17 protein-coding genes are annotated in these 18,235 nt (G+C 71.6%); 13 read left to right on the top strand and 4 right to left on the bottom strand.

The window, feature by feature from the left end; all coding sequences use genetic code 11:
- Window positions 1-12: 12 nt before the first annotated feature.
- A complete protein-coding gene (gene acs, locus F1734_RS04475; RefSeq protein WP_203011389.1) occupies window positions 13-1,950 on the bottom strand; it encodes an acetate--CoA ligase in 1,938 nt (645 codons plus the stop codon).
- A gap of 203 nt (window positions 1,951-2,153) precedes the next feature.
- Here acs and F1734_RS04480 point away from each other — a divergent pair, with 203 nt between their 5' ends.
- Complete coding sequence (locus F1734_RS04480) at window positions 2,154-2,906, top strand: Fic family protein (protein WP_010595021.1); 753 nt, start codon at window positions 2,154-2,156, stop codon at window positions 2,904-2,906.
- Between the two features lie 427 nt (window positions 2,907-3,333).
- Here F1734_RS04480 and F1734_RS04485 read toward each other — a convergent pair whose 3' ends face one another.
- Entirely contained in the window at window positions 3,334-4,176 is an 843-nt protein-coding gene (locus tag F1734_RS04485; protein WP_010595022.1) for an HAD-IB family hydrolase, read from the bottom strand.
- Between the two features lie 344 nt (window positions 4,177-4,520).
- Between F1734_RS04485 and ssd the strand changes: the two genes are divergently transcribed.
- The 7 genes from ssd to F1734_RS04520 are packed head-to-tail and all read left to right on the top strand — an operon-like array spanning window position 4,521 to window position 9,075.
- Entirely contained in the window at window positions 4,521-5,594 is a 1,074-nt protein-coding gene (ssd, locus tag F1734_RS04490; RefSeq protein ID WP_017681222.1) for a septum site-determining protein Ssd, read from the top strand.
- Window positions 5,591-6,763: a TadA family conjugal transfer-associated ATPase gene (locus F1734_RS04495; RefSeq protein WP_010595025.1), complete on the top strand. Its 1,173-nt coding sequence runs from the start codon at window positions 5,591-5,593 to the stop codon at window positions 6,761-6,763. The genes ssd and F1734_RS04495 overlap by 4 nt, the downstream gene beginning before the upstream one ends.
- Window positions 6,760-7,560: a type II secretion system F family protein gene (locus tag F1734_RS04500; protein WP_010595026.1), complete on the top strand. Its 801-nt coding sequence runs from the start codon at window positions 6,760-6,762 to the stop codon at window positions 7,558-7,560. The genes F1734_RS04495 and F1734_RS04500 overlap by 4 nt, the downstream gene beginning before the upstream one ends.
- Window positions 7,524-8,156 (top strand): type II secretion system F family protein, encoded by a 633-nt coding sequence (locus F1734_RS04505; RefSeq protein WP_010595027.1) that lies wholly within the window; start codon window positions 7,524-7,526, stop codon window positions 8,154-8,156. Before F1734_RS04500 ends, F1734_RS04505 begins: the two co-directional genes overlap by 37 nt.
- 42 nt (window positions 8,157-8,198) lie before the next feature.
- Complete coding sequence (locus tag F1734_RS04510) at window positions 8,199-8,402, top strand: DUF4244 domain-containing protein (protein ID WP_026137874.1); 204 nt, start codon at window positions 8,199-8,201, stop codon at window positions 8,400-8,402.
- Window positions 8,403-8,419: 17 nt separating this feature from the next.
- Complete coding sequence (locus F1734_RS04515) at window positions 8,420-8,734, top strand: TadE family type IV pilus minor pilin (protein WP_017681224.1); 315 nt, start codon at window positions 8,420-8,422, stop codon at window positions 8,732-8,734.
- On the top strand, window positions 8,731-9,075 hold the full coding sequence (locus tag F1734_RS04520; RefSeq protein ID WP_010595030.1) for an Rv3654c family TadE-like protein: 345 nt from the start codon (window positions 8,731-8,733) through the stop codon (window positions 9,073-9,075). Before F1734_RS04515 ends, F1734_RS04520 begins: the two co-directional genes overlap by 4 nt.
- A gap of 7 nt (window positions 9,076-9,082) precedes the next feature.
- Here the strand turns inward: F1734_RS04520 and F1734_RS04525 are convergent, their stop codons facing one another.
- A complete protein-coding gene (locus F1734_RS04525; RefSeq protein ID WP_010595031.1) occupies window positions 9,083-11,428 on the bottom strand; it encodes a DEAD/DEAH box helicase in 2,346 nt (781 codons plus the stop codon).
- A gap of 392 nt (window positions 11,429-11,820) precedes the next feature.
- Here F1734_RS04525 and F1734_RS04530 point away from each other — a divergent pair, with 392 nt between their 5' ends.
- The 4 genes from F1734_RS04530 to F1734_RS04545 all read left to right on the top strand — a co-directional run bounded on the left by F1734_RS04530 (window position 11,821) and on the right by F1734_RS04545 (window position 16,512).
- Window positions 11,821-12,024, top strand: coding sequence for a cold-shock protein (locus F1734_RS04530; protein ID WP_003935252.1), 204 nt, complete (start codon window positions 11,821-11,823; stop codon window positions 12,022-12,024).
- 129 nt (window positions 12,025-12,153) lie between these two features.
- Window positions 12,154-12,741 carry a hypothetical protein gene (locus F1734_RS04535; RefSeq protein WP_040273695.1) on the top strand — a complete coding sequence of 196 codons (588 nt, stop codon included), beginning with the start codon at window positions 12,154-12,156 and terminating at the stop codon, window positions 12,739-12,741.
- A gap of 134 nt (window positions 12,742-12,875) precedes the next feature.
- Complete coding sequence (gene topA, locus F1734_RS04540; protein ID WP_119699357.1) at window positions 12,876-15,806, top strand: type I DNA topoisomerase; 2,931 nt, start codon at window positions 12,876-12,878, stop codon at window positions 15,804-15,806.
- Window positions 15,807-15,837: 31 nt separating this feature from the next.
- Entirely contained in the window at window positions 15,838-16,512 is a 675-nt protein-coding gene (locus F1734_RS04545; protein ID WP_010595035.1) for a helix-turn-helix domain-containing protein, read from the top strand.
- 4 nt (window positions 16,513-16,516) lie between these two features.
- Here the strand turns inward: F1734_RS04545 and F1734_RS04550 are convergent, their stop codons facing one another.
- A complete protein-coding gene (locus tag F1734_RS04550; protein WP_010595036.1) occupies window positions 16,517-16,903 on the bottom strand; it encodes a VOC family protein in 387 nt (128 codons plus the stop codon).
- A 94-nt stretch (window positions 16,904-16,997) separates the two neighbouring features.
- Between F1734_RS04550 and F1734_RS04555 the strand changes: the two genes are divergently transcribed.
- Window positions 16,998-18,185: a DNA polymerase III subunit delta' gene (locus F1734_RS04555; protein WP_010595037.1), complete on the top strand. Its 1,188-nt coding sequence runs from the start codon at window positions 16,998-17,000 to the stop codon at window positions 18,183-18,185.
- Window positions 18,186-18,235: the final 50 nt, after the last annotated feature.

Here is an 18,235-nt window from a genome sequence, read left to right on the forward strand (position 1 = left end):
CAGCTTCGCTGCCTACTTGCTCTGGGAACGGATGGCTTCGAAGACCTTCGGGTCCACGAGGGTGGAGGTGTCGCCGAGTTCGCGGCCCTCGGCGACGTCGCGCAGCAGGCGGCGCATGATCTTGCCGGAACGGGTCTTGGGCAGTTCCGGCACGATGGAGATCTGCCGGGGCTTGGCGATCGGGGAGATCTCGGTGGAGACCTGGTTGCGCAGTTCCGCGATCAGCGCATCGCCGGTGTTCTCCACGCCCTCGCGCAGGATGACGAACGCGACGATGCCCTGGCCGGTGGTCTCGTCGGCGGCACCGACGACGGCGGCCTCGGCGACGGCCGGGTGCCCGACGAGTGCGGACTCGACCTCGGAGGTCGAGATGCGGTGCCCGGAGACGTTCATGACGTCGTCGACGCGGCCGAGGACCCACAGGGCGCCGTCCTCGTCGTAGCGGGCGCCGTCACCGGCGAAGTACCAGCCCTCCTCGGCGTACCGGGACCAGTAGGTGTCCTTGTACCGGTCCATGTCGCCCCAGATGCCGCGCAACATCGACGGCCACGGCTGATCGAGCACCAGGTAGCCGTTGCCGCCGGCCCCGAGCGGGGCCGCGTTGTCGTCGACGATCTTGGCGGAGATGCCCGGCAGCGGCGCCATCGCCGAGCCCGGCTTGGTGGCGGTGATGCCCGGCAGCGGGGAGATCATGATCGCGCCGGTCTCGGTCTGCCACCAGGTGTCCACGATGGGGGCCTTGCCCGAGCCGATGACCTCCCGGAACCAGCGCCACGCCTCCGGGTTGATCGGCTCACCCACCGAACCCAGCAACCGGATCGAGGACAGGTCGTGCGCGTCGGGGATCTGCCGGCCCCACTTCATGAAGGTGCGGATCAGGGTGGGGGCGGTGTAGTAGATGCTCACCCCGTACTTTTCGATGATCTCGAAGTGCCGGTGCTCGTTCGGCGAGTTCGGGGTGCCCTCGTAGACCACCTGGGTCGCGCCGTTGGACAGCGGGCCGTACACGATGTAGCTGTGCCCGGTGACCCAGCCGATGTCGGCGGTGCACCAGTACACGTCGCGGCCCGGCTTGTGGTCGAACACGTAGTGGTGGGTGTACGAGGCCTGCGTCAGGTAGCCACCAGAGGTGTGGACGATTCCCTTGGGCTTACCGGTGGTGCCCGAGGTGTAGAGGATGAACAGGGGATGTTCGGCGTCGAACGGCTGGGCCTCGTGCTCGGCGGAGGCCTTGTCCACCGTCTCGTGCCACCACAGGTCGCGTCCGTCGGTCCAGTCGACGTCGATGCCGGTGCGCTTGACCACCAGCACGTGCTGCACCGACGCGGCCTCGGCGAGGGCCTCGTCGGCGGCCGGCTTGAGCGGAGCGGCCTGGCCACGGCGCCACTGTCCGTCGACGGTGACCACCAGCTTGGCGCGGGCGTCGTCGATGCGCGAGCGCAGCGCGTGCGAGGAGAACCCGCCGAAGACCACCGAGTGGGTCAGGCCCAGGCGCGCGCAGGCGAGCATCGTCACGATCGCCTCGGGGATCATCGGCATGTAGATCGCCACCCGGTCGCCGGCGACCAGGCCCAGGTCGGTGAAGGTGTTCGCCGCCTTGGACACCTCGGCGAGCAGGTCGTTGTAGGTCAGCGCCCGCGAATCGCCGGGCTCGCCCTCGAAGTGGATGGCGACCCGGTCGCCGTTGCCGGCGAGCACGTGCCGGTCGACGCAGTTGTAGGCGACGTTGAGTTGCCCGCCGACGAACCACTTGGCCACCGGCGCGTCGGACCAGTCCAGCACCTCGGTCCACGGCGTGGCCCAGTCCAGCCGCTGCGCCTGCGTCGCCCAGAACCCGAGCCGGTCGGCGTCCGCGGCGGCCTGCAACTCGGGACCGGCGTTGGCGGTGGCGACGAACTCGGGGCTCGGTGGGTACACCTGCTGTTCGTGGTCCTGCGCTGCGCTCGTCATGGTTGCGGGGCCTCTTTCCGGTCGGTCCAAACAGTTCGGGCACCTGTGAGGGTAGTCACCTGTGACCGACATCGCACCGTTGCATACGGCTGCAACCTGCTCACTTTCGACGATCGGTCGGTCCCGCGCGACGGGCGGTCGGCCTCCGCGTCCAGCGGAACCGGCGCCCGGGCAGTCGGCACCGGCCGGTACCGTCGGATGCCGTGACCGACCCCTTGCAGCCCCTGCTCGACCTGCCCGGAGTGCGCGATGCCGCGGACCGCGCGCGCGACGCCCTCGCCGAGGTGCACCGGCACAAGACCAACCGGCGCGGCTGGCCGAACACCGCCGCCGAGGCGTCGGTCCGGGCCGCCCGGGCCTCGGCCGCGCTCGACGGTGGATCCATGGAGCTGCCCACGCCGGGGGAGGCGGGTGAGCCGATTCTGACGGGCGCACTGCGAGTGGCGCAGGCGCTCGACGGCGACGGCCTGGCCGTCATGGTGTCCACCTGGCAGCGCGCGCCCTTGCAGACCCTCGCACGTCTGCATCTGCTCGCGGCGGCCGACCTCGTCGACGATCCGGAGGTGCTGGGCCGGCCCCGCCCGGAGCCGGGCGTGGGGGAGCGGCTCGACGCCCTCGCGCAGTTGGTGACCGGTGGTACCCGGGCACCCGCCCCGGTGCTGGCCGCGGTGGTGCACGGCGAGCTGGCGGTGCTGCGTCCCTTCGGAGTGGCCGACGGCGTGATCGCCCGGTCGGCGTCGCGCCTCGTGTCGGTCGCGAGTGGGCTGGACGTGCACAATCTGGGCGTGCCCGAGGTGAGCTGGATGCGTCGCGCCCAGGCCTACCGCGACGGGCTCGCGGGTTTCGAGTCGGGCACCGCGGTCGGCGTCGGCGGCTGGGTCGTCTTCTGCTGCGGCGGGCTGGAAGCGGGCGCGCGGGAGGCGACATCGATCGCGGACGCCTTCGCCGGCGGCTAGTCCGAGCGGTGCGGCTGGTTAGAGCAGTGAATCAGGCTGCCCGACATCGTTTTCGGGCCATGTCGTCACATGTAAGCGGGCGACGTCGCCGAATGACTTCGGTGGCGTCGCCCGCCAGCACGGACTGCCGAGTTACCAAGCGTGCTGCATGGGTTGTGTGTCACTGGCCTCGGCGAGGGTTCGGATATCGCTGGTTCGTCCTCGCAACGGGTGCGGGGTGCTCGCCGTCGAAGACCCGAATCTCGCAAGCCCACAACGCTTTTGCCCTTATAGTGGCATCGGCTCCGCGTGGGTGCTCGGTGTCCGTGCTGGGAAGTCCGGTCGGGAGATCGAACCTTCTCTTCCGATTCGCTCTTGGCCTTCCGTCCTTCCGTAACTCCTTTCTACTCCCGGTCTCACAGGGGGGCAAGTCCCATTTTCGGGACCGTCACCCCCGGGGCGTGAACCCGCGCCGGTGCCTCCGGCGCAACGCCAGGTACGCCGCGGCGCCCGCGGCCGCCGCGCCCGCGGTGATCGCGGCCGTCGCGGCGACCACGGCCGGCGACGTCGTGGTGAATCGGTGCAGGAGCGGGACGGGACGGATGAAAGTGAGTATGGGCCAATCATTTTCGACTGCTTCGCGGCGCAGTACCCGATCCGGGTTCACCGCCCGCGGATGACCCACGGCCCGCAACATCGGGATGTCCGTCGACGAGTCCGAGTACGCGTAGCAGCGTGCGAGATCGTACCCGTACTGCAGCGCCAGCGCCTGGATTGCCTCCGCCTTGGCCTCCCCGTAGCAGTAGAACTCCAGCTCCCCGGCGTAGCGGCCGTCCTCGATCCGCATCCGGCTCGCGGTGCTGTGCGTCGCCCCGAGCGCCGTCGCGATGGGGGTGACCACCTCCTCCCCGGACGCGGACACGATGATCACGTCGTGTCCCCGGAGCCGGTGGTCCGCGATGAGATCGGCCGCCTCGGCGAAGACCAGCGGGTCCACGATGTCGTGCAGTGTCTCGGCGACGATCGCCTTGATCTGCTCGACATCCCAGCCGGTACACATCGCCGCGATGTGGGCACGCATGCGCTCCACCTGATCGTGGTCGGCGCCGGACAGCATGAACAGGAACTGGGCGTAGCTGCTCTTGAGCACCGCCCGCCGGTTGAGGAGCCCCTGGGCGAAGAACGGCTTGCTGAAGGCGAGCGCGCTGGACTTCGCGATGACGGTCTTGTCGAGATCGAAGAAGGCGGCGATTCGGCCGGACGGGGTCGGGTCCACGGTCGCGTCGGTCACGGCACCACAATAGGTGTGGCTGCATCTTCCCGGTACGTCCCGTGATCCGGCCCGTCGTCGGGCGCCTCCACCTGCGTGGAACACGCGACGGTTGAACTTGCAAATATCGGGTCCCGGCGTAGTATCGACCTCACCTGGACATAGTCCAGGGGGTGTTCAGCCCGACCCCCCGGGGCTGAACATGACGACCCTCGCCTCCTCCCCCCCTGGCGAGGGTCGTCCTCTGTTCCGGGACCTTTCGAAGCCCGGCGTGTTCATCCACAGGCGGCGCATTCATCCACAGATTCGCCGATTCGCCCCGCCTCGGCTTCCGGCACCCTCGTTCGGCGCGCAAGCTGGGCGCCATGAACGACGTCCTGGCCCTCGTCGACGATCCCGCCCTGACGGCGAGCCTGCACCGCGTGGCGGCCGCCACCGACCGCACCGTCGGCGCGGCGGCGATGCCACCGCCGCGCAGAACCTGGCTCGACGCGGGACTCGTCGTGGTCGACCGAACCGCAGCCCTGCTCTGCGCGCAGCAGCTTCCCCGTCGAGGCGGCATCGTCCTGGTCACTGCCGGCGGGGCCGACCTCCCCGACTGGCAGGCCGCCACCGCCGTCGGGGCCGAACACGTCGTCGGCCTGCCCGACGACGAAGTCGAACTGCTCACGGTGCTCGGCACCGCCGCCGAACCCGACACCGGGGGTGGGCACGTCGTCGCCGTACTCGGCGGCTGCGGCGGCGCCGGCGCCTCCACGTTCGCGGCCGCCCTGGCATGGACCGTCGCCGCCTTCCGGCACAGTGCGGGAGCACTTCTCGTCGACGGTGATCCCCTGGGCGGAGGGTTGGACGTCCTCACGGGAATCGAGGAGCGGCCGGGTGTCCGCTGGTCCGGCCTGGCCGTCGATCGCGGCCGGCTCTCCGCCCGGTCGCTGCGGGATGCGGTGCCCGAATGGCTTCCGGGACTCGGCGTGCTCTCCGCAGATCGCGAGTCCACGTCCGAGCCGGCCCCCGCCGCCGTCACCGCGGTGCTCGACACCGTCCGCCGCTCGGGCGACCTGGTGGTGTGCGACGTGCCGCGCAGCCGCGGGCCGGCCGCCGAGGCGATGGTGGCGGCCGCCGACCTGGCCGTGCTGGTGGTCCCCGCCCGTGTGCGTGCCGCCCTCGCCGCGGGGCGGGTCGCCGGCTGGGTCGCCGACCAGAACACGAACCAGGGCATCGTCGTGCGCGGCCCGGCCCCCGGCGGACTGCGTGGCCGGGACGTCGCCGAGGTGGTGGGGCTGCCGCTGATCGCCACGATGCGCGCGCAGCCCGGCCTCGCCGCGGCACTCGAACGCGGTGGACTGCGGCTCGGACGTCGTTCGCCCCTGGTCCACGCCGCCGAGTCGGTCCTCGACGTGCTGGCCGGTCCCGAGCCGGGATCGCGGTGGGCAGCATGAGCGCCGTCCTCACTGCCGAGCTGCTCGACCGGGTCCGTGAACGTCTCGCGACGGAGGCCGGCGAGCCCACGCCGGACCGTGTCGCCGCTGCGCTGCGTGCCGAATCCGGCGGGGTTCTCGGCGATTTCGATCTGCTCACGGCACTGCGGCATCTGCAGACCGAGCTGTCCGGCGCCGGCCCGCTCGAAGCGCTGCTTGCCGAACCCGGCGTCACCGACGTACTCGTCACCGCCCCCGACCGCGTCTGGGTCGACCGCGGCGGCGGGCTGCGGCTCACCTCCGTCGCCTTTCCCGACGAGGCGTCGGTGCGGCGACTGGCCCAGCGCCTCGCGCTGTTCGCCGGGCGGCGGCTCGACGACGCCCAACCGTGGGTCGATGGCCGGCTGCCCGGGCACGGCGATTTCGGTGTCCGCCTGCATGCCGTCCTCGCGCCCGTCGCACAGGGTGGCACGTGTCTGTCGCTGCGGGTGCTGCGGCCCGCCACCCAGGGACTCGACGCGCTGCGCGATCGCGGCGCCGTCGACCCGCACGCCTACGTGTTGTTGCGCCGGATCGTCGCCGCCCGGCTCGCCTTCCTCGTCGTCGGGGGCACGGGTGCGGGCAAGACCACCCTGCTCGCGGCGCTGCTCGGCACCGTGGATCCGGGTGAGCGGATCGTGTGCGTCGAGGACGCGGCGGAACTGGCGCCCGCCCATCCCCACGTCGTGCGGCTCGTCGCGCGAGCCGCCAACGTCGAGGGCGTCGGGGAGGTCGCGGTGCGCGATCTCGTCCGGCAGGCGCTGCGAATGCGGCCCGACCGCATCGTCGTCGGCGAGGTGCGCGGCGCCGAGGTCGTCGATCTGCTCACCGCGCTGAACACCGGTCACGACGGGGGTGCAGGCACCGTGCACGCCAATTCTCCGGACGAGGTGCCGGCGCGGCTCGAAGCCCTCGCCGCGCTCGGCGGTCTGGACCGCGCCGCCCTGCACAGTCAGCTCGTCGCAGCGGTGCAGGTAGTCCTGCACGTGCACCGCACCCCCGACGGAACCCGTCGGCTGACGGAGATCGGTGTCGTGCAGCGCGACGAGGTCTCGGGTGTCGTCGTCGCACCCGCGTGGACCCACGAGCGCGGCACGCAGGCCGGCATGGACCGGCTCGAACAGCTCTTCCGGCGACGGGAGGCGCCGTGACCGCGACCGCCCTGTGCCTGGCCGCGGCCCTGCTGGTCGCACCGGCGACGGTCGCCGCGCCGCGACTGCGGTCGCTGCGCACGACAGTCGTCGCCGGACGGCCGTGGCGACCGCCGCAGGAGGTGACGGCAGTGCTGTGCGTCCTCCCGGTGTTGCTGCTCGGCGTCGCACCCGCCGTCGCGGCGGCGGTCGTCGCCGGCACCACCGTGCGCCGGGTGCGGCGACGCCGACGGGACCGCGCCCGTGACGCCGAACAGCGGGCCCTGCTCGCCGGTCTCGAAACCGTCGTCGCCGAGCTGGAGGTGGGCACCCATCCGGCCGAGGCGTGTGCGACGGCGGCACGGGAGACGACCGGGCCCACCGCCGATGCCTTCCGTGTCGCGGCGGCGCGGGCCCGGCTCGGCGGAAGCGCAGCCGACGGCCTGCGCGCGGTAGCCCGCGCGACGGACCCGTCGGGGATCGCCGCGTCGCTCGATCGGGTCGCCGGGGCCTGGGAGGTGTCCGACCGGTACGGGCTGGCGCTGGCGCAACTCCTCGCGGCCGCACGGGCGGATCTGTCCGGTCGTATGCGCCTGCGCTCCCGTACCGAAGCGGGACTGGCGGGGGCCCGCGCGACGGCGGCGGTGCTCGCGGCTCTGCCGGCGCTCGGTGTGGCGCTCGGGCAGATGATGGGGGCGTCGCCGGTGTCGGTGCTGCTCGGCGACGGTCTCGGCGGGGTGTTGCTGGTGGTGGGCACCGCACTGGGGTGCGCCGGACTGCTGTGGACCGACCGGATCGCGAGGGGGGTGGCATCGTGACCGTAGCGCTGGTCTGCCTGGCCGCGGCGCTCGTGATCCTGCCGGACCTGCGGACGCGACGGTGCCGGACTGCCGGGGCCGCGGCCTCCGGGGAAGCCACCGGAACCGGCGGCGCCCCGGACGACCCGCACGCCGTGCCGGCCGCATTCGACCTGATGGCCGCCTGCCTGCGCGCCGGCCTTCCGACGGCGACCGCGGCACGGGCGGTGGCCGACTCGGCACCGCCCGCGCTCGCCCTGGCCCTGCGGCGGGGCGCCGACCGTCTCGAGCTCGGGGCCGCGCCGTCGGAGGCGTGGAGCGGTCTCGGGGAGGCGACGGCCGACGGATCCGACGACGAGACGGAGGCGCTGGAGGCCTTCGCCCGCGCCGCGCGGCGATCGGCACGATCCGGTGCCCCGCTGTCGGGCATCGTCGCCGAGGTGGCGGAGCGGCAGCGCGAACGAGCGGAGGACCGGGCGGCTGCAGCCGTCGAGCGTGCCGGGGTTCTGGTCAGCGGCCCACTCGGACTGTGCTTCCTGCCGGCGTTCGTGTGCCTGGGCATCGTGCCCGTCGTGATCGGGCTCGCGGGACGCGTGCTCGGTGAGGGGCTGTTGTGAGACGTCGGCGCGGACGGTCCGCGCCGGAGGAGGGGAGGAACCATGGTAGGCAACGTAATTCGTACGGTCGTGCAACGGCTGAGCGGTGCCGTCGCGGCGGAGGACGGGATGTCCACCGCGGAGTACGCGATCGGTACGATCGCGGCGGCGGCGTTCGGGGCCGTGCTCTACACGGTCGTCACCGGCGACAACATCGTCACTGCGCTCACCGGCATTGTCGAGCGCGCACTGAACACGGCGGTGTGAGCGGGGACGACGGTGGGGTGACCGTCGAGGCGGCGATCGCCCTCACCGCTCTGGTGAGCGTCCTCGTGCTGTGTCTCGGTGCGGTGCTGTGTATTTCGAGTCAGCTCCGATGCCAGGACGCCGCACGGGAAGCCGCCCGGCTCGCGGCCCGTGGCGACGGGACGCGGGCGGTGGAGGTGGCGGCGCGGATCGCCCCGGAGGGCGCACGGATCTCCGTGCGCCCCGACGGCGACCTCGTCGTGGCGACGGTGACAGCGGACGGTCCGCTGCTGCCGGCGGTGACGCTCACCGCGGAGGCCGTGGCTGCGTTCGAACCGGAAGTGGCGCAGTGACGTTCCGGGACGATCGGGGTAGCGCGAGCGTGGTGGCGTGTTTCGTTGCGGCCGCGCTGATCGCGGTCACCGGACTGCTCGTGCAGATCGGCGCGGGGGTCGCGACGCGGCATCGGGCGCAGGGGGCGGCCGACCTGGCGGCCCTCGCGGTGGCCGGTGCACTCGACCGCGGATCGGGCACCGCCTGCTCGGAAGCGAACCGGATCGCGGCGCGGATGCGGGTGCAGGTGCGTTCGTGCACCGTCGACGGCTGGGACGCGGTCGTCGAGGTCGAGGCCGCGGTGGCGCTGCCGGGTGGGCGGCAGGCCCGCGCGATCGCGCGGGCGGGGCCGGTCGAGTGAGCGCCGGTCAGGAGAGGGCGTCGAGCACCGCGCCGAGCAGAGCGACCGCCCCGGCCTTGTCGAGCGGGTCGTTGCCGTTGCCGCATTTGGGGGAGTACACGCACGACGGGCAGCCGGCGGCGCACTCGCAGGCCGTCACGGCCGCGCGGGTCGCCCCGAGCCATTCGGCGATGCGCGCGTAACCGCGGTCGGCGAAGCCCGCGCCGCCGGGATGCCCGTCGTAGACGAAGACGGTGGGCAGCCCGGTGTCCGGGTGCACCGCCGTGGACACCCCGCCGATGTCCCAGCGGTCGCACGTCGCCACCAACGGCAGCAGCCCGATCGCGGCATGCTCGGCGGCGTGCAGCGCGCCGGGTACCCGTTCCGGTCCGATTCCGCACCGGTCGAGCAGTTCGGGGGTGACGGTGTACATCACTGCGCGCGTCGGCAGGCACTGGGACGGCATATCGAGTTCGGTGCTGTCGAGAACCTCGCCGGACGGCAGTCGCCGCAGGTAGGAGACCACCTGATGGGTCACTTCCACCTCGACGAGGCCCACAGTCACCGGACCGAGCGAGCGCTGCTCCGTCACGGCGGTCACGACGATGTCGGTGATCTCCCGCGCGGAGGTGGACCATTCGGGCTCCTCGGCGTGCACGAGCGCGATCCCGTCGTCGAGGTGCAACTCGTCGACGACGAACGACTCGCCGCGGTGCAGGTACACCGCGCCCGGATGCACGGTCGCCGGTGCCCGGCCGCCGTCGACGGTGCCGAGCATCCGTCCGGTGTCGGATTCGACGATGGCGATCTGGGTGCCGATGCCGCCGCGGATGTCGATGTCGGAGTGCGGACGGGTGTCGGGGGTGACGAACCAGCCGTGCGGGCGCCGCCGGATCGCGCCCTGGGCGGCCAGGGCAGCGAGGACGTCGGCCGCGCCGAACTCCTCGACCTCGGCGTCGCTGAGGGGCAGCTCGAGCGCAGCGCACAGCAGTTGCGGGCCGAGCACGTACGGGTTGGTGGGGTCGGTGACCGTCGCCTCGACGGGCTTGTCGAGCAGCGCCGCCGGATGGTGCACGAGGTAGGTGTCGAGTGGATCGTCGCGGGCGACGAGCACGACCAGCGATCCCGCGCCGCGGCGGCCGGCCCGGCCGGCCTGCTGCCAGAACGACGCGACGGTGCCCGGGAATCCGGCGACGACGACGGCGTCGAGGCCGGCGATGTCCATACCGAGTTCCAGGGCGTTGGTGCTGGCGGCACCGAGCAGACGGCCGTCCGCCAGAGCAGCCTCGAGCTCGCGCCGCTCCTCGGCGAGGTAGCCGGCGCGGTACGCGGCGACACGATCGACGAGTTCGGGGGCGGCCTCGGCGAGCAGCCGCTGTGCGCCGAGCGCAGTGAACTCGGCGCCGCGCCGGGACCGTACGAAGGCGAGGGTGCGGGCACCTTCGACGACGAGGTCGGCGAGGATGCGCGCGGCCTCGGTTCCGGCGGCGCGGCGCACCGGGGCGCCGTTCTCGCCGGTCACCTGCTCGAGCAGTGGCGGTTCCCACAGCGCGACGGTGCGCGGGCCGTGCGGGGAGCCGTCCTCGGTCACCTCCCGGCAGGGCGCGCCGACGAGCCGGGACGCCGCGGCGCCGGGGTCGGCGGTCGTCGCGGAGGCGAGGACGAAGACCGGTCGGGCACCGTAGCGTGCGGCGATCCGTCGCAGCCGGCGCAGCACCAGGGCCACGTTGGAGCCGAAGACGCCGCGGTAGGAGTGGCACTCGTCGACCACGACGTAGCGCAGTCGGCGGAAGAACCGGGACCAGCGGGCGTGCCCGGGCAGCATCGACATGTGCAGCATGTCGGGGTTGGTGAAGATCCACCGCGAGTGGCTGCGCGCCCACTGCCGCAGTTCGGTGGAGGTGTCACCGTCGTAGGCACACGCGTGCACCCGACCGAGTTCGGGCTCGGCGGCGGTCACGTCGGTGACGGCGCGCAACTGGTCTGCACAGAGCGCCTTCGTGGGGGAGAGGTACAGCGCGGTGGCGTGCGGGTCCTCGACGAGTGCGGTGAGCACGGGCAACTGGTAGGCGAGGGACTTGCCCGACGCGGTGCCGGTGGAGACGACGACGTGCTCCCCGCCGGCGGCGACGTCGGCGGCCGCCCTCTGGTGGCTCCACGGCCGGGGCACACCCGTCGCGCGCAGGGCCCGGACGACGGCGTCGGACGCCCAGTCCGGCCAGTCGGTGTGCCGGACCTCGCGGGCGGGCAGCTCCGCGCTGTGGGTGAGGGGGTGCTCCGAGGCCGGGGTGCCCTCGAGAACTCGTTCGAGCAGTTCGTGGCCGAAGCTCGTCGGCCCGTCGCCGACGGGACGGCGGTGCGGCGAGCTGGTCACACTGGGTACTCCGGAGGATGCGGTCGGGATGGGAAACCAGCGTAGTCGGCCGTCGTTCCCGGCGTTCGGTCGGTGTGCGACCCGCGCGCGGGTTAACATCGACGTAACCGTACCGACGAGTAATCGTACCGTCGGTATGTACAAGATCAAATTTTCGGGCGAATTGTGCGCCCTCCTACTGTTGTCGGCGCCCCGAACGTGGTTCACTGACATCGGTCGCAGCTTCTGTGTTCGGTGACTTGAGAAAGTGCACGGCTCGCAGGATCGATGGTTGCGAGCGCGGTGCTTTGCTCTTCCTGTGGGGGGATCAAGAAGTACAGCGGTCGGAACCGGCCCGGCGGCTCGCTCGCCCGCGAACCGCCGCATCCGGTGTTAGAAAGAGAAGGAAAAGCATGGCACAGGGCACTGTGAAGTGGTTCAACGCGGAGAAGGGCTTCGGCTTCATCGCTCCCGAGGACGGCTCCGCCGACGTTTTCGTCCACTACTCGGAGATCCAGGGCAGCGGCTTCCGCACCCTGGAGGAGAACCAGCGCGTGGAGTTCGAGGTCGGCCAGGGCACCAAGGGCCCGCAGGCCACCGGCGTTCGCGCGCTCTGATCGTCGACGCTCCTGCCGGAGCCTGACGTGACTCGGTCCGCAAGGACCGAAGCCTCGATCGTCCCCCGTCACCCTCGGTGATGGGGGACGATCTGTTTCTGCGGGAGGCAGCGAAGGAAGGACGGGGGAGTGAGTCAACTGTCGTTCTTCGGGGCCGAGGTGATGCCGCCGGACCCGGCCGACCTCGGTGGTCTGCTGGCCGCGCACGGACACGCGGTGGTCTCCGGTGACGGCGCGCGGATCTCCGTGGTCGTGGACGAGCCGTGGCGGGCGGACGCGATCGCGGAGCTCATGACGCAGGCCGCGCTGTCCCCGGAGGTCACCCGCACGGACGAGGGACATCCGCTGGTGCGCACCGCAGCCCTGCCGGAACTCGTCCCGGTCGCGGCCGAATGGACGCGGGGCGCGGTGAAGGCGGTGCCGGCGGGATGGGTGCCGGGCTCGCGAGCCCTGCGGGCGTGGGTGCTCGCGGCCGGTCGCGTCGAGGTCGAGGGCGAACGCTACGTCCTGGGGCTGGATCCGCACGCCCCGGACACCCACGCGGTGCTGGCCCAGTCGCTGATGCGTGCCGGGATCGCGCCGACGCTGATCGGCGCCCGCGGCGCCGGACCGGGCCTGCGGGTGTCCGGGCGACGGCGATTGACGCGTCTCGTCGAGAACATCGGGGCACCCCCGGACGACGCCCGCGCGCGGCAGATCTGGCCGCGCGTGCAGTAGGGGCCGCATCACGCGTGACGGGCCTTCCGTTGCAGGTGTGCGACCCTGTGTATGGCCGCGTCCGGGGAACGGGTCGGTATACATGTCTTCAAGAAGCGGGACATGTCAGCGAACAGGGAAGGTGCGGCAGCGCTGTGGCAGCACGGGACAACAGCACGTCGAACGGCTCGTCGGGCACGCGTCGGCTCGTCATCGTCGAGTCCCCGACCAAGGCGAAGAAGATCGCGCCCTACCTGGGCCGTGACTACGTCGTCGAGGCGTCCGTCGGACACATCCGCGACCTGCCACGCGGGGCCGCCGATGTGCCGGCCAAGTACAAGGGCGAGTCGTGGGCCCGCCTCGGTGTGAACGTCGACCACGGTTTCGAGCCGCTGTACGTCGTCAGTCCTGAGAAGAAGTCCAAGGTCACCGAGCTGAAGGGGCTGCTGAAGGACGCGGACGAGCTGTACCTCGCGACCGACCCCGACCGGGAGGGCGAGGCCATCGCCTGGCACCTGCTCGAGACGCTCAAGCCGAAGGTCCCGGTCCGCCGGATGGTCTTCCACGAGATCACCGAGCCGGCCATCCGGGCCGCCGCGGAACACACCCGCGACCTCGACAACAACCTGGTCGACGCGCAGGAGACCCGCCGGATCCTCGACCGCCTCTACGGCTACGAGGTCAGCCCGGTGCTGTGGAAGAAGGTCATGCCGCGGCTGTCGGCGGGCCGCGTGCAGTCCGTCGCCACCCGGGTCATCGTCCAGCGCGAACGTGAGCGCATGGCCTTCCGGTCCGCGACGTACTGGGACATCGCCGCCACCCTCGACGCCGGCGCCGACGCGAGCCCCCGATCGTTCGGGGCACGGCTCGTCGGTGTCGACGGCGCCCGCGTCGCCGCCGGCCGCGATTTCGGCGCCGACGGCCGGCTCAAGTCCACCGGCGTCGTCGTGCTCGACGAGGCGTACGCGCGACGACTCGCCGACGCTCTGCACGGCGTGGACCTGACGGTGACGTCGGTCGAGAGCAAGCCGTACACCCGCAAGCCGTACGCACCGTTCATGACGTCGACGCTGCAGCAGGAGGCGGGCCGCAAGCTGCGGTTCTCGTCCGAGCGCACGATGCGCATCGCCCAGCGCCTGTACGAGAACGGCTACATCACGTACATGCGTACCGACTCGACGACCCTGTCCGAGAGCGCGATCGCCGCCGCCCGGGCCCAGGCCACCGAGTTGTACGGCGCGGAGTACGTGCACGCCACCCCGCGGCAGTTCACCCGCAAGGTCAAGAACGCGCAGGAGGCCCACGAGGCGATCCGTCCGGCCGGTGACGTGTTCGCCACGCCCGGCGAACTGCACTCGCGTCTCGACACCGACGAGTACCGCCTCTACGAACTCATCTGGCAGCGCACCGTCGCCTCCCAGATGGCCGACGCGCGGGGCACGACCCTGACACTGCGCATCACCGGCACCGCCGCGAGCGGTGAGGAATGCACGTTCTCGTCGTCCGGTCGCACCATCACCTTCCCCGGCTTCCTGAGGGCGTACGTCGAGAGCGTCGACGAAGAGGCCGGCGGCCAGTCCGACGACGCCGAATCCCGGCTGCCGAACCTGTCCGAGGGACAGCGCGTCACCGCGACGAAGCTCGACCCGGACGGTCACTCGACCAACCCGCCGGCTCGCTACACCGAGGCCAGCCTGATCAAGGCTCTCGAGGACCTCGGCATCGGCCGGCCGTCGACGTACGCGTCGATCATCAAGACCATCCTCGACCGCGGCTACGTCTACAAGCGGGGCAGCGCCCTGGTCCCGTCGTGGGTGGCGTTCGCGGTCATCGGGCTGCTCGAGGCGCATTTCGGACGCCTCGTCGACTACGGCTTCACCGCCGCCATGGAGGACGACCTCGACGAGATCGCGGGTGGTCACGAGCAGCGAACGGACTGGCTGTCGAGCTTCTACTTCGGTGGCGCCCACGGAGCCGAGAACTCGGTGGCGCGCGAGGGTGGCCTGAAGAAGATGGTGGGCGAGAACCTCGAAGACATCGACGCCCGCGAGATCAACTCCATCCGGCTGTTCGACGACGCCGAGGGCCGGGAGATCCACGTGCGCGTGGGCCGGTTCGGCCCCTACCTCGAGCGGATGGTTGCCGATCCCGACGCTCCCGACGGGGAACCGGTCTCCCAGCGTGCGAACCTGCCCGACGACCTGCCGCCGGACGAGCTGACGCTCGAGTACGCGGAGAAGCTGTTCTCGACCCCGCAGGAGGGCCGGGTCCTCGGCGTCGACCCGGCCACCGGCAACGAGATCGTCGCGCGGGAGGGCCGCTTCGGTCCGTATGTGACCGAGTTGCTGCGTGAGCCGGAGCCGGAGCCCGAACCCGACATCACGCCGATCCCGGTCGAGGCGGCGCCCTCGGCGGGCGGCACCACCACCGTGGCGAAGAAGGCTGCGAAGAAGGCACCGGCGAAGAAGGCCACCAAGAAGGCGGCCGGTCCCAAGCCGCGGACGGCGTCGCTGCTCAAATCGATGGAACTGTCGACGGTGACGCTCGAGGACGCACTGCGACTGCTGTCGTTGCCGCGGGTCGTCGGGGTCGATCCTGCGACGGGTGAGGAGATCACCGCCCAGAACGGTCGCTACGGGCCGTACCTGAAGAAGGGCACCGACTCGCGGTCGCTGGCGAACGAGGAGCAGATGTTCACGGTCACCCTCGAGGAGGCGCTGAAGATCTACTCCGAGCCGAAACGACGCGGTCGGCAGGCCGCCGCCACGCCGCCGCTGCGGGAACTGGGCACCGACCCGGTCAGCGACAAGCCGATGGTGATCAAGGACGGCCGCTTCGGCCCGTACGTCACGGACGGCGAGACCAACGCCAGCCTCCGCAAGGGCGACGAGGTCGACACCATCACCGACGAGCGTGCCTCCGAGCTGCTCGCGGATCGACGTGCCCGTGGTCCGGCGAAGAAGACCGCCAAGAAGACCGCTGCGAAGAAGGCTCCCGCGAAGAAGACGGCGGCCAAGAAGACCGTCGCCAAGAAGACGACTGCGAAGAAGACGACTGCGAAGAAGACCGCCGCGCAGAAGGAGTGACCTTCCGGGTACGGCGTCCTATCCTCGCCGTGTGTACCGCGAAGCGGCGTCCGGCATACCCGGTGTGCTCGTGTGGACCGCGACGAGGACCGCGGATTCGGCGGGAACGTCCGTGCTGCCCGACGGCTGCACGGACCTGATCTGGCACGAGGACGGCCTCCTCGTCGCCGGACCGGACACCCGAGCCCAGTTCTCCGACCTGGGTGCCCGGCGTGACCTGACCGCCGTGCGTTTCGGTCCCGGCGTAGGGCCGGCGGTGCTCGGCGTGGATGCAGCCGACCTCCGTGACGCACGCGTACCGCTGGACCACATCCGGCCCGGCGCACACGTTCGTCGCCTGGTCTCGGACGCGGAGTCCGACCCGGTCGGTGCGCTCCTGCGCGAGACCCGGCGCCGTCTGGACGGCGTCGACCGCAGCGTCGAGACGAGCATCGCGGCGCAGCTCGGGGCCGGAGCGTCCGTCGCCGAGCTGGCGGCGTCGACGGGCTGGAGTGCGCGCCGGTTGCACCGGCACGCACTGCGCGCGTACGGCTACGGACCGAAGACGCTGGCACGCGTGCTGCGGTTCCGCCGCGCGGTCGGTCTCGCCCGCGCCGGCCGACCGTTCGCCGACGTCGCGGCCGAGTGCGGCTTCAGCGACCAGGCCCATCTCGCGCGGGAGGTCCGCGCCCTCTCCGGCACCACGCTCGGTGCGCTCCTCGGCTGAGCGGTCACCCGGGCAGGGCCGCGAACAGCTCGATGCTGTGCCCGTCGGGATCGTGGACGCTCGCGTACCGCTGCTTCCAGAACGCGTCCCACGGTTCGAGCGCACTCGTGCATCCCGCCTCCAGCAAGTCGCGGTACGTCGAATCCACGCCTGCCGGTGAACCGCAGTCGAAGGCGAGCGCGGGGCCACCCGTTCCCGGCCGGAAGTCCGGATGGAAGGACCGGACCGATTCGACTGTGTCCCATGCCAGGCGGAGCCCACCTGGAAGTGTCGTTTCGAAGTGCGGTTCGTCGGTACCGGCGGGCAGGTCCAGTCCGAGGCGTCGATAGCAGTCGAAGGAACGGGTCATGTCGGCGACGACGAGCCCGACCAGGGCGAGTTGTGCGGTCATACCGGTGACGCTAGGTCGCTGCGCCGTCGCCGTCTTGAAGGTTTCGGACGGCCGACGCCTCGGCGGCGTCGGAACCGGTCGCTACGCTGAGGCCATGCCCGGTGTCTTCGAACGTCTCGTCGGCCAGCGCGACGTGGAGACCGAACTGATCGCCGCAGCCACCGCGGCGCGCGGCGGCGGAGCCGGTTCCCGGATGACGCACTCGTGGCTGTTCACCGGCCCTCCCGGTTCCGGTCGGTCGATTGCGGCGCTCTGCTTCGCCGCCGCCCTGCAGTGCACCGACCCGGACGTCCCGGGTTGCGGTCGCTGCCACGCGTGCAGCACCACCATGGCCGGCACTCACGGCGACGTCCGTCGGGTCGTTCCCGAGGGGCTCACGATCAGTGTCAAGGCGATGCGCGACATCGTCCGGACCGCGTCGCGTCGTCCGAGCACCGGGCAGTGGCAGGTAGTGGTGATCGAGGATGCGGACCGTCTCACCGAGGGCGCCGCGAACGCACTGCTCAAGGTCGTCGAGGAACCGCCGGAACGCACGGTGTTCCTCCTGTGCGCACCGTCCGTGGATCCGCAGGACATCTCCGTGACCCTGCGCTCGCGATGCCGGCACGTCGCGCTCGTCACGCCCAACCCGGACGCCATCGCCCGGGTGCTGCGCGAACGCGACGGACTCGACCCCGAGACCGCGAACTGGGCGGCATCGATCAGCGGCGGCCACGTCGGGCGGGCCCGGCGTCTGGCCACCGACGAGTCCGCTCGCACCAGCCGTCGACGTGCGCTGGATCTGGCCGCGGCCGTCCTCCGCCCTGCCACCACGTACACCGCTGCGGACGAGCTGGTGCAGCGTGCGGAGGCGGAAGCCAAGGAGATCAGCGCCACGCGCGACGAACGGGAGACCGAGGAACTTCGGACGGCTCTCGGCGCCGGAGGCACCGGCAAGGGCGCCGCCGGGGCGCTCCGGGGCTCGGCGGGCGTCCTCAAGGACCTCGAACGCACCCAGAAGTCCCGACGCACCCGGACCGAGCGCGACATCATGGATCGCGCCCTCATCGATCTGGCCGGTCTCTACCGCGACGCGCTGGCACGTTCCCTGGGCGCTTCCAGCACCGCCAACCATCCCGACATGGCCGAGCGTGCCGCCGACCTGGCTTCGCGTGCCCGGCCGGAGGCGTTGCTGACCTGCATCGAGGCGATTCTCGAATGCCGCGAGGTCCTCGCGCAGAACGTCAAGCCCCGCTTCGCGGTGGCCGCGATGGCGGCCCGGTTGAGCTCGGCCTTCCGGTAGGCACCGACGGGCGGTTTGCATTGGGCAGGGGGGTAGGCGCTAGACTCGTG

Origin of the sequence: Rhodococcus ruber (assembly GCF_016804345.1) — a bacterium.
In the GTDB taxonomy this organism is placed as follows: domain Bacteria; phylum Actinomycetota; class Actinomycetes; order Mycobacteriales; family Mycobacteriaceae; genus Rhodococcus; species Rhodococcus ruber.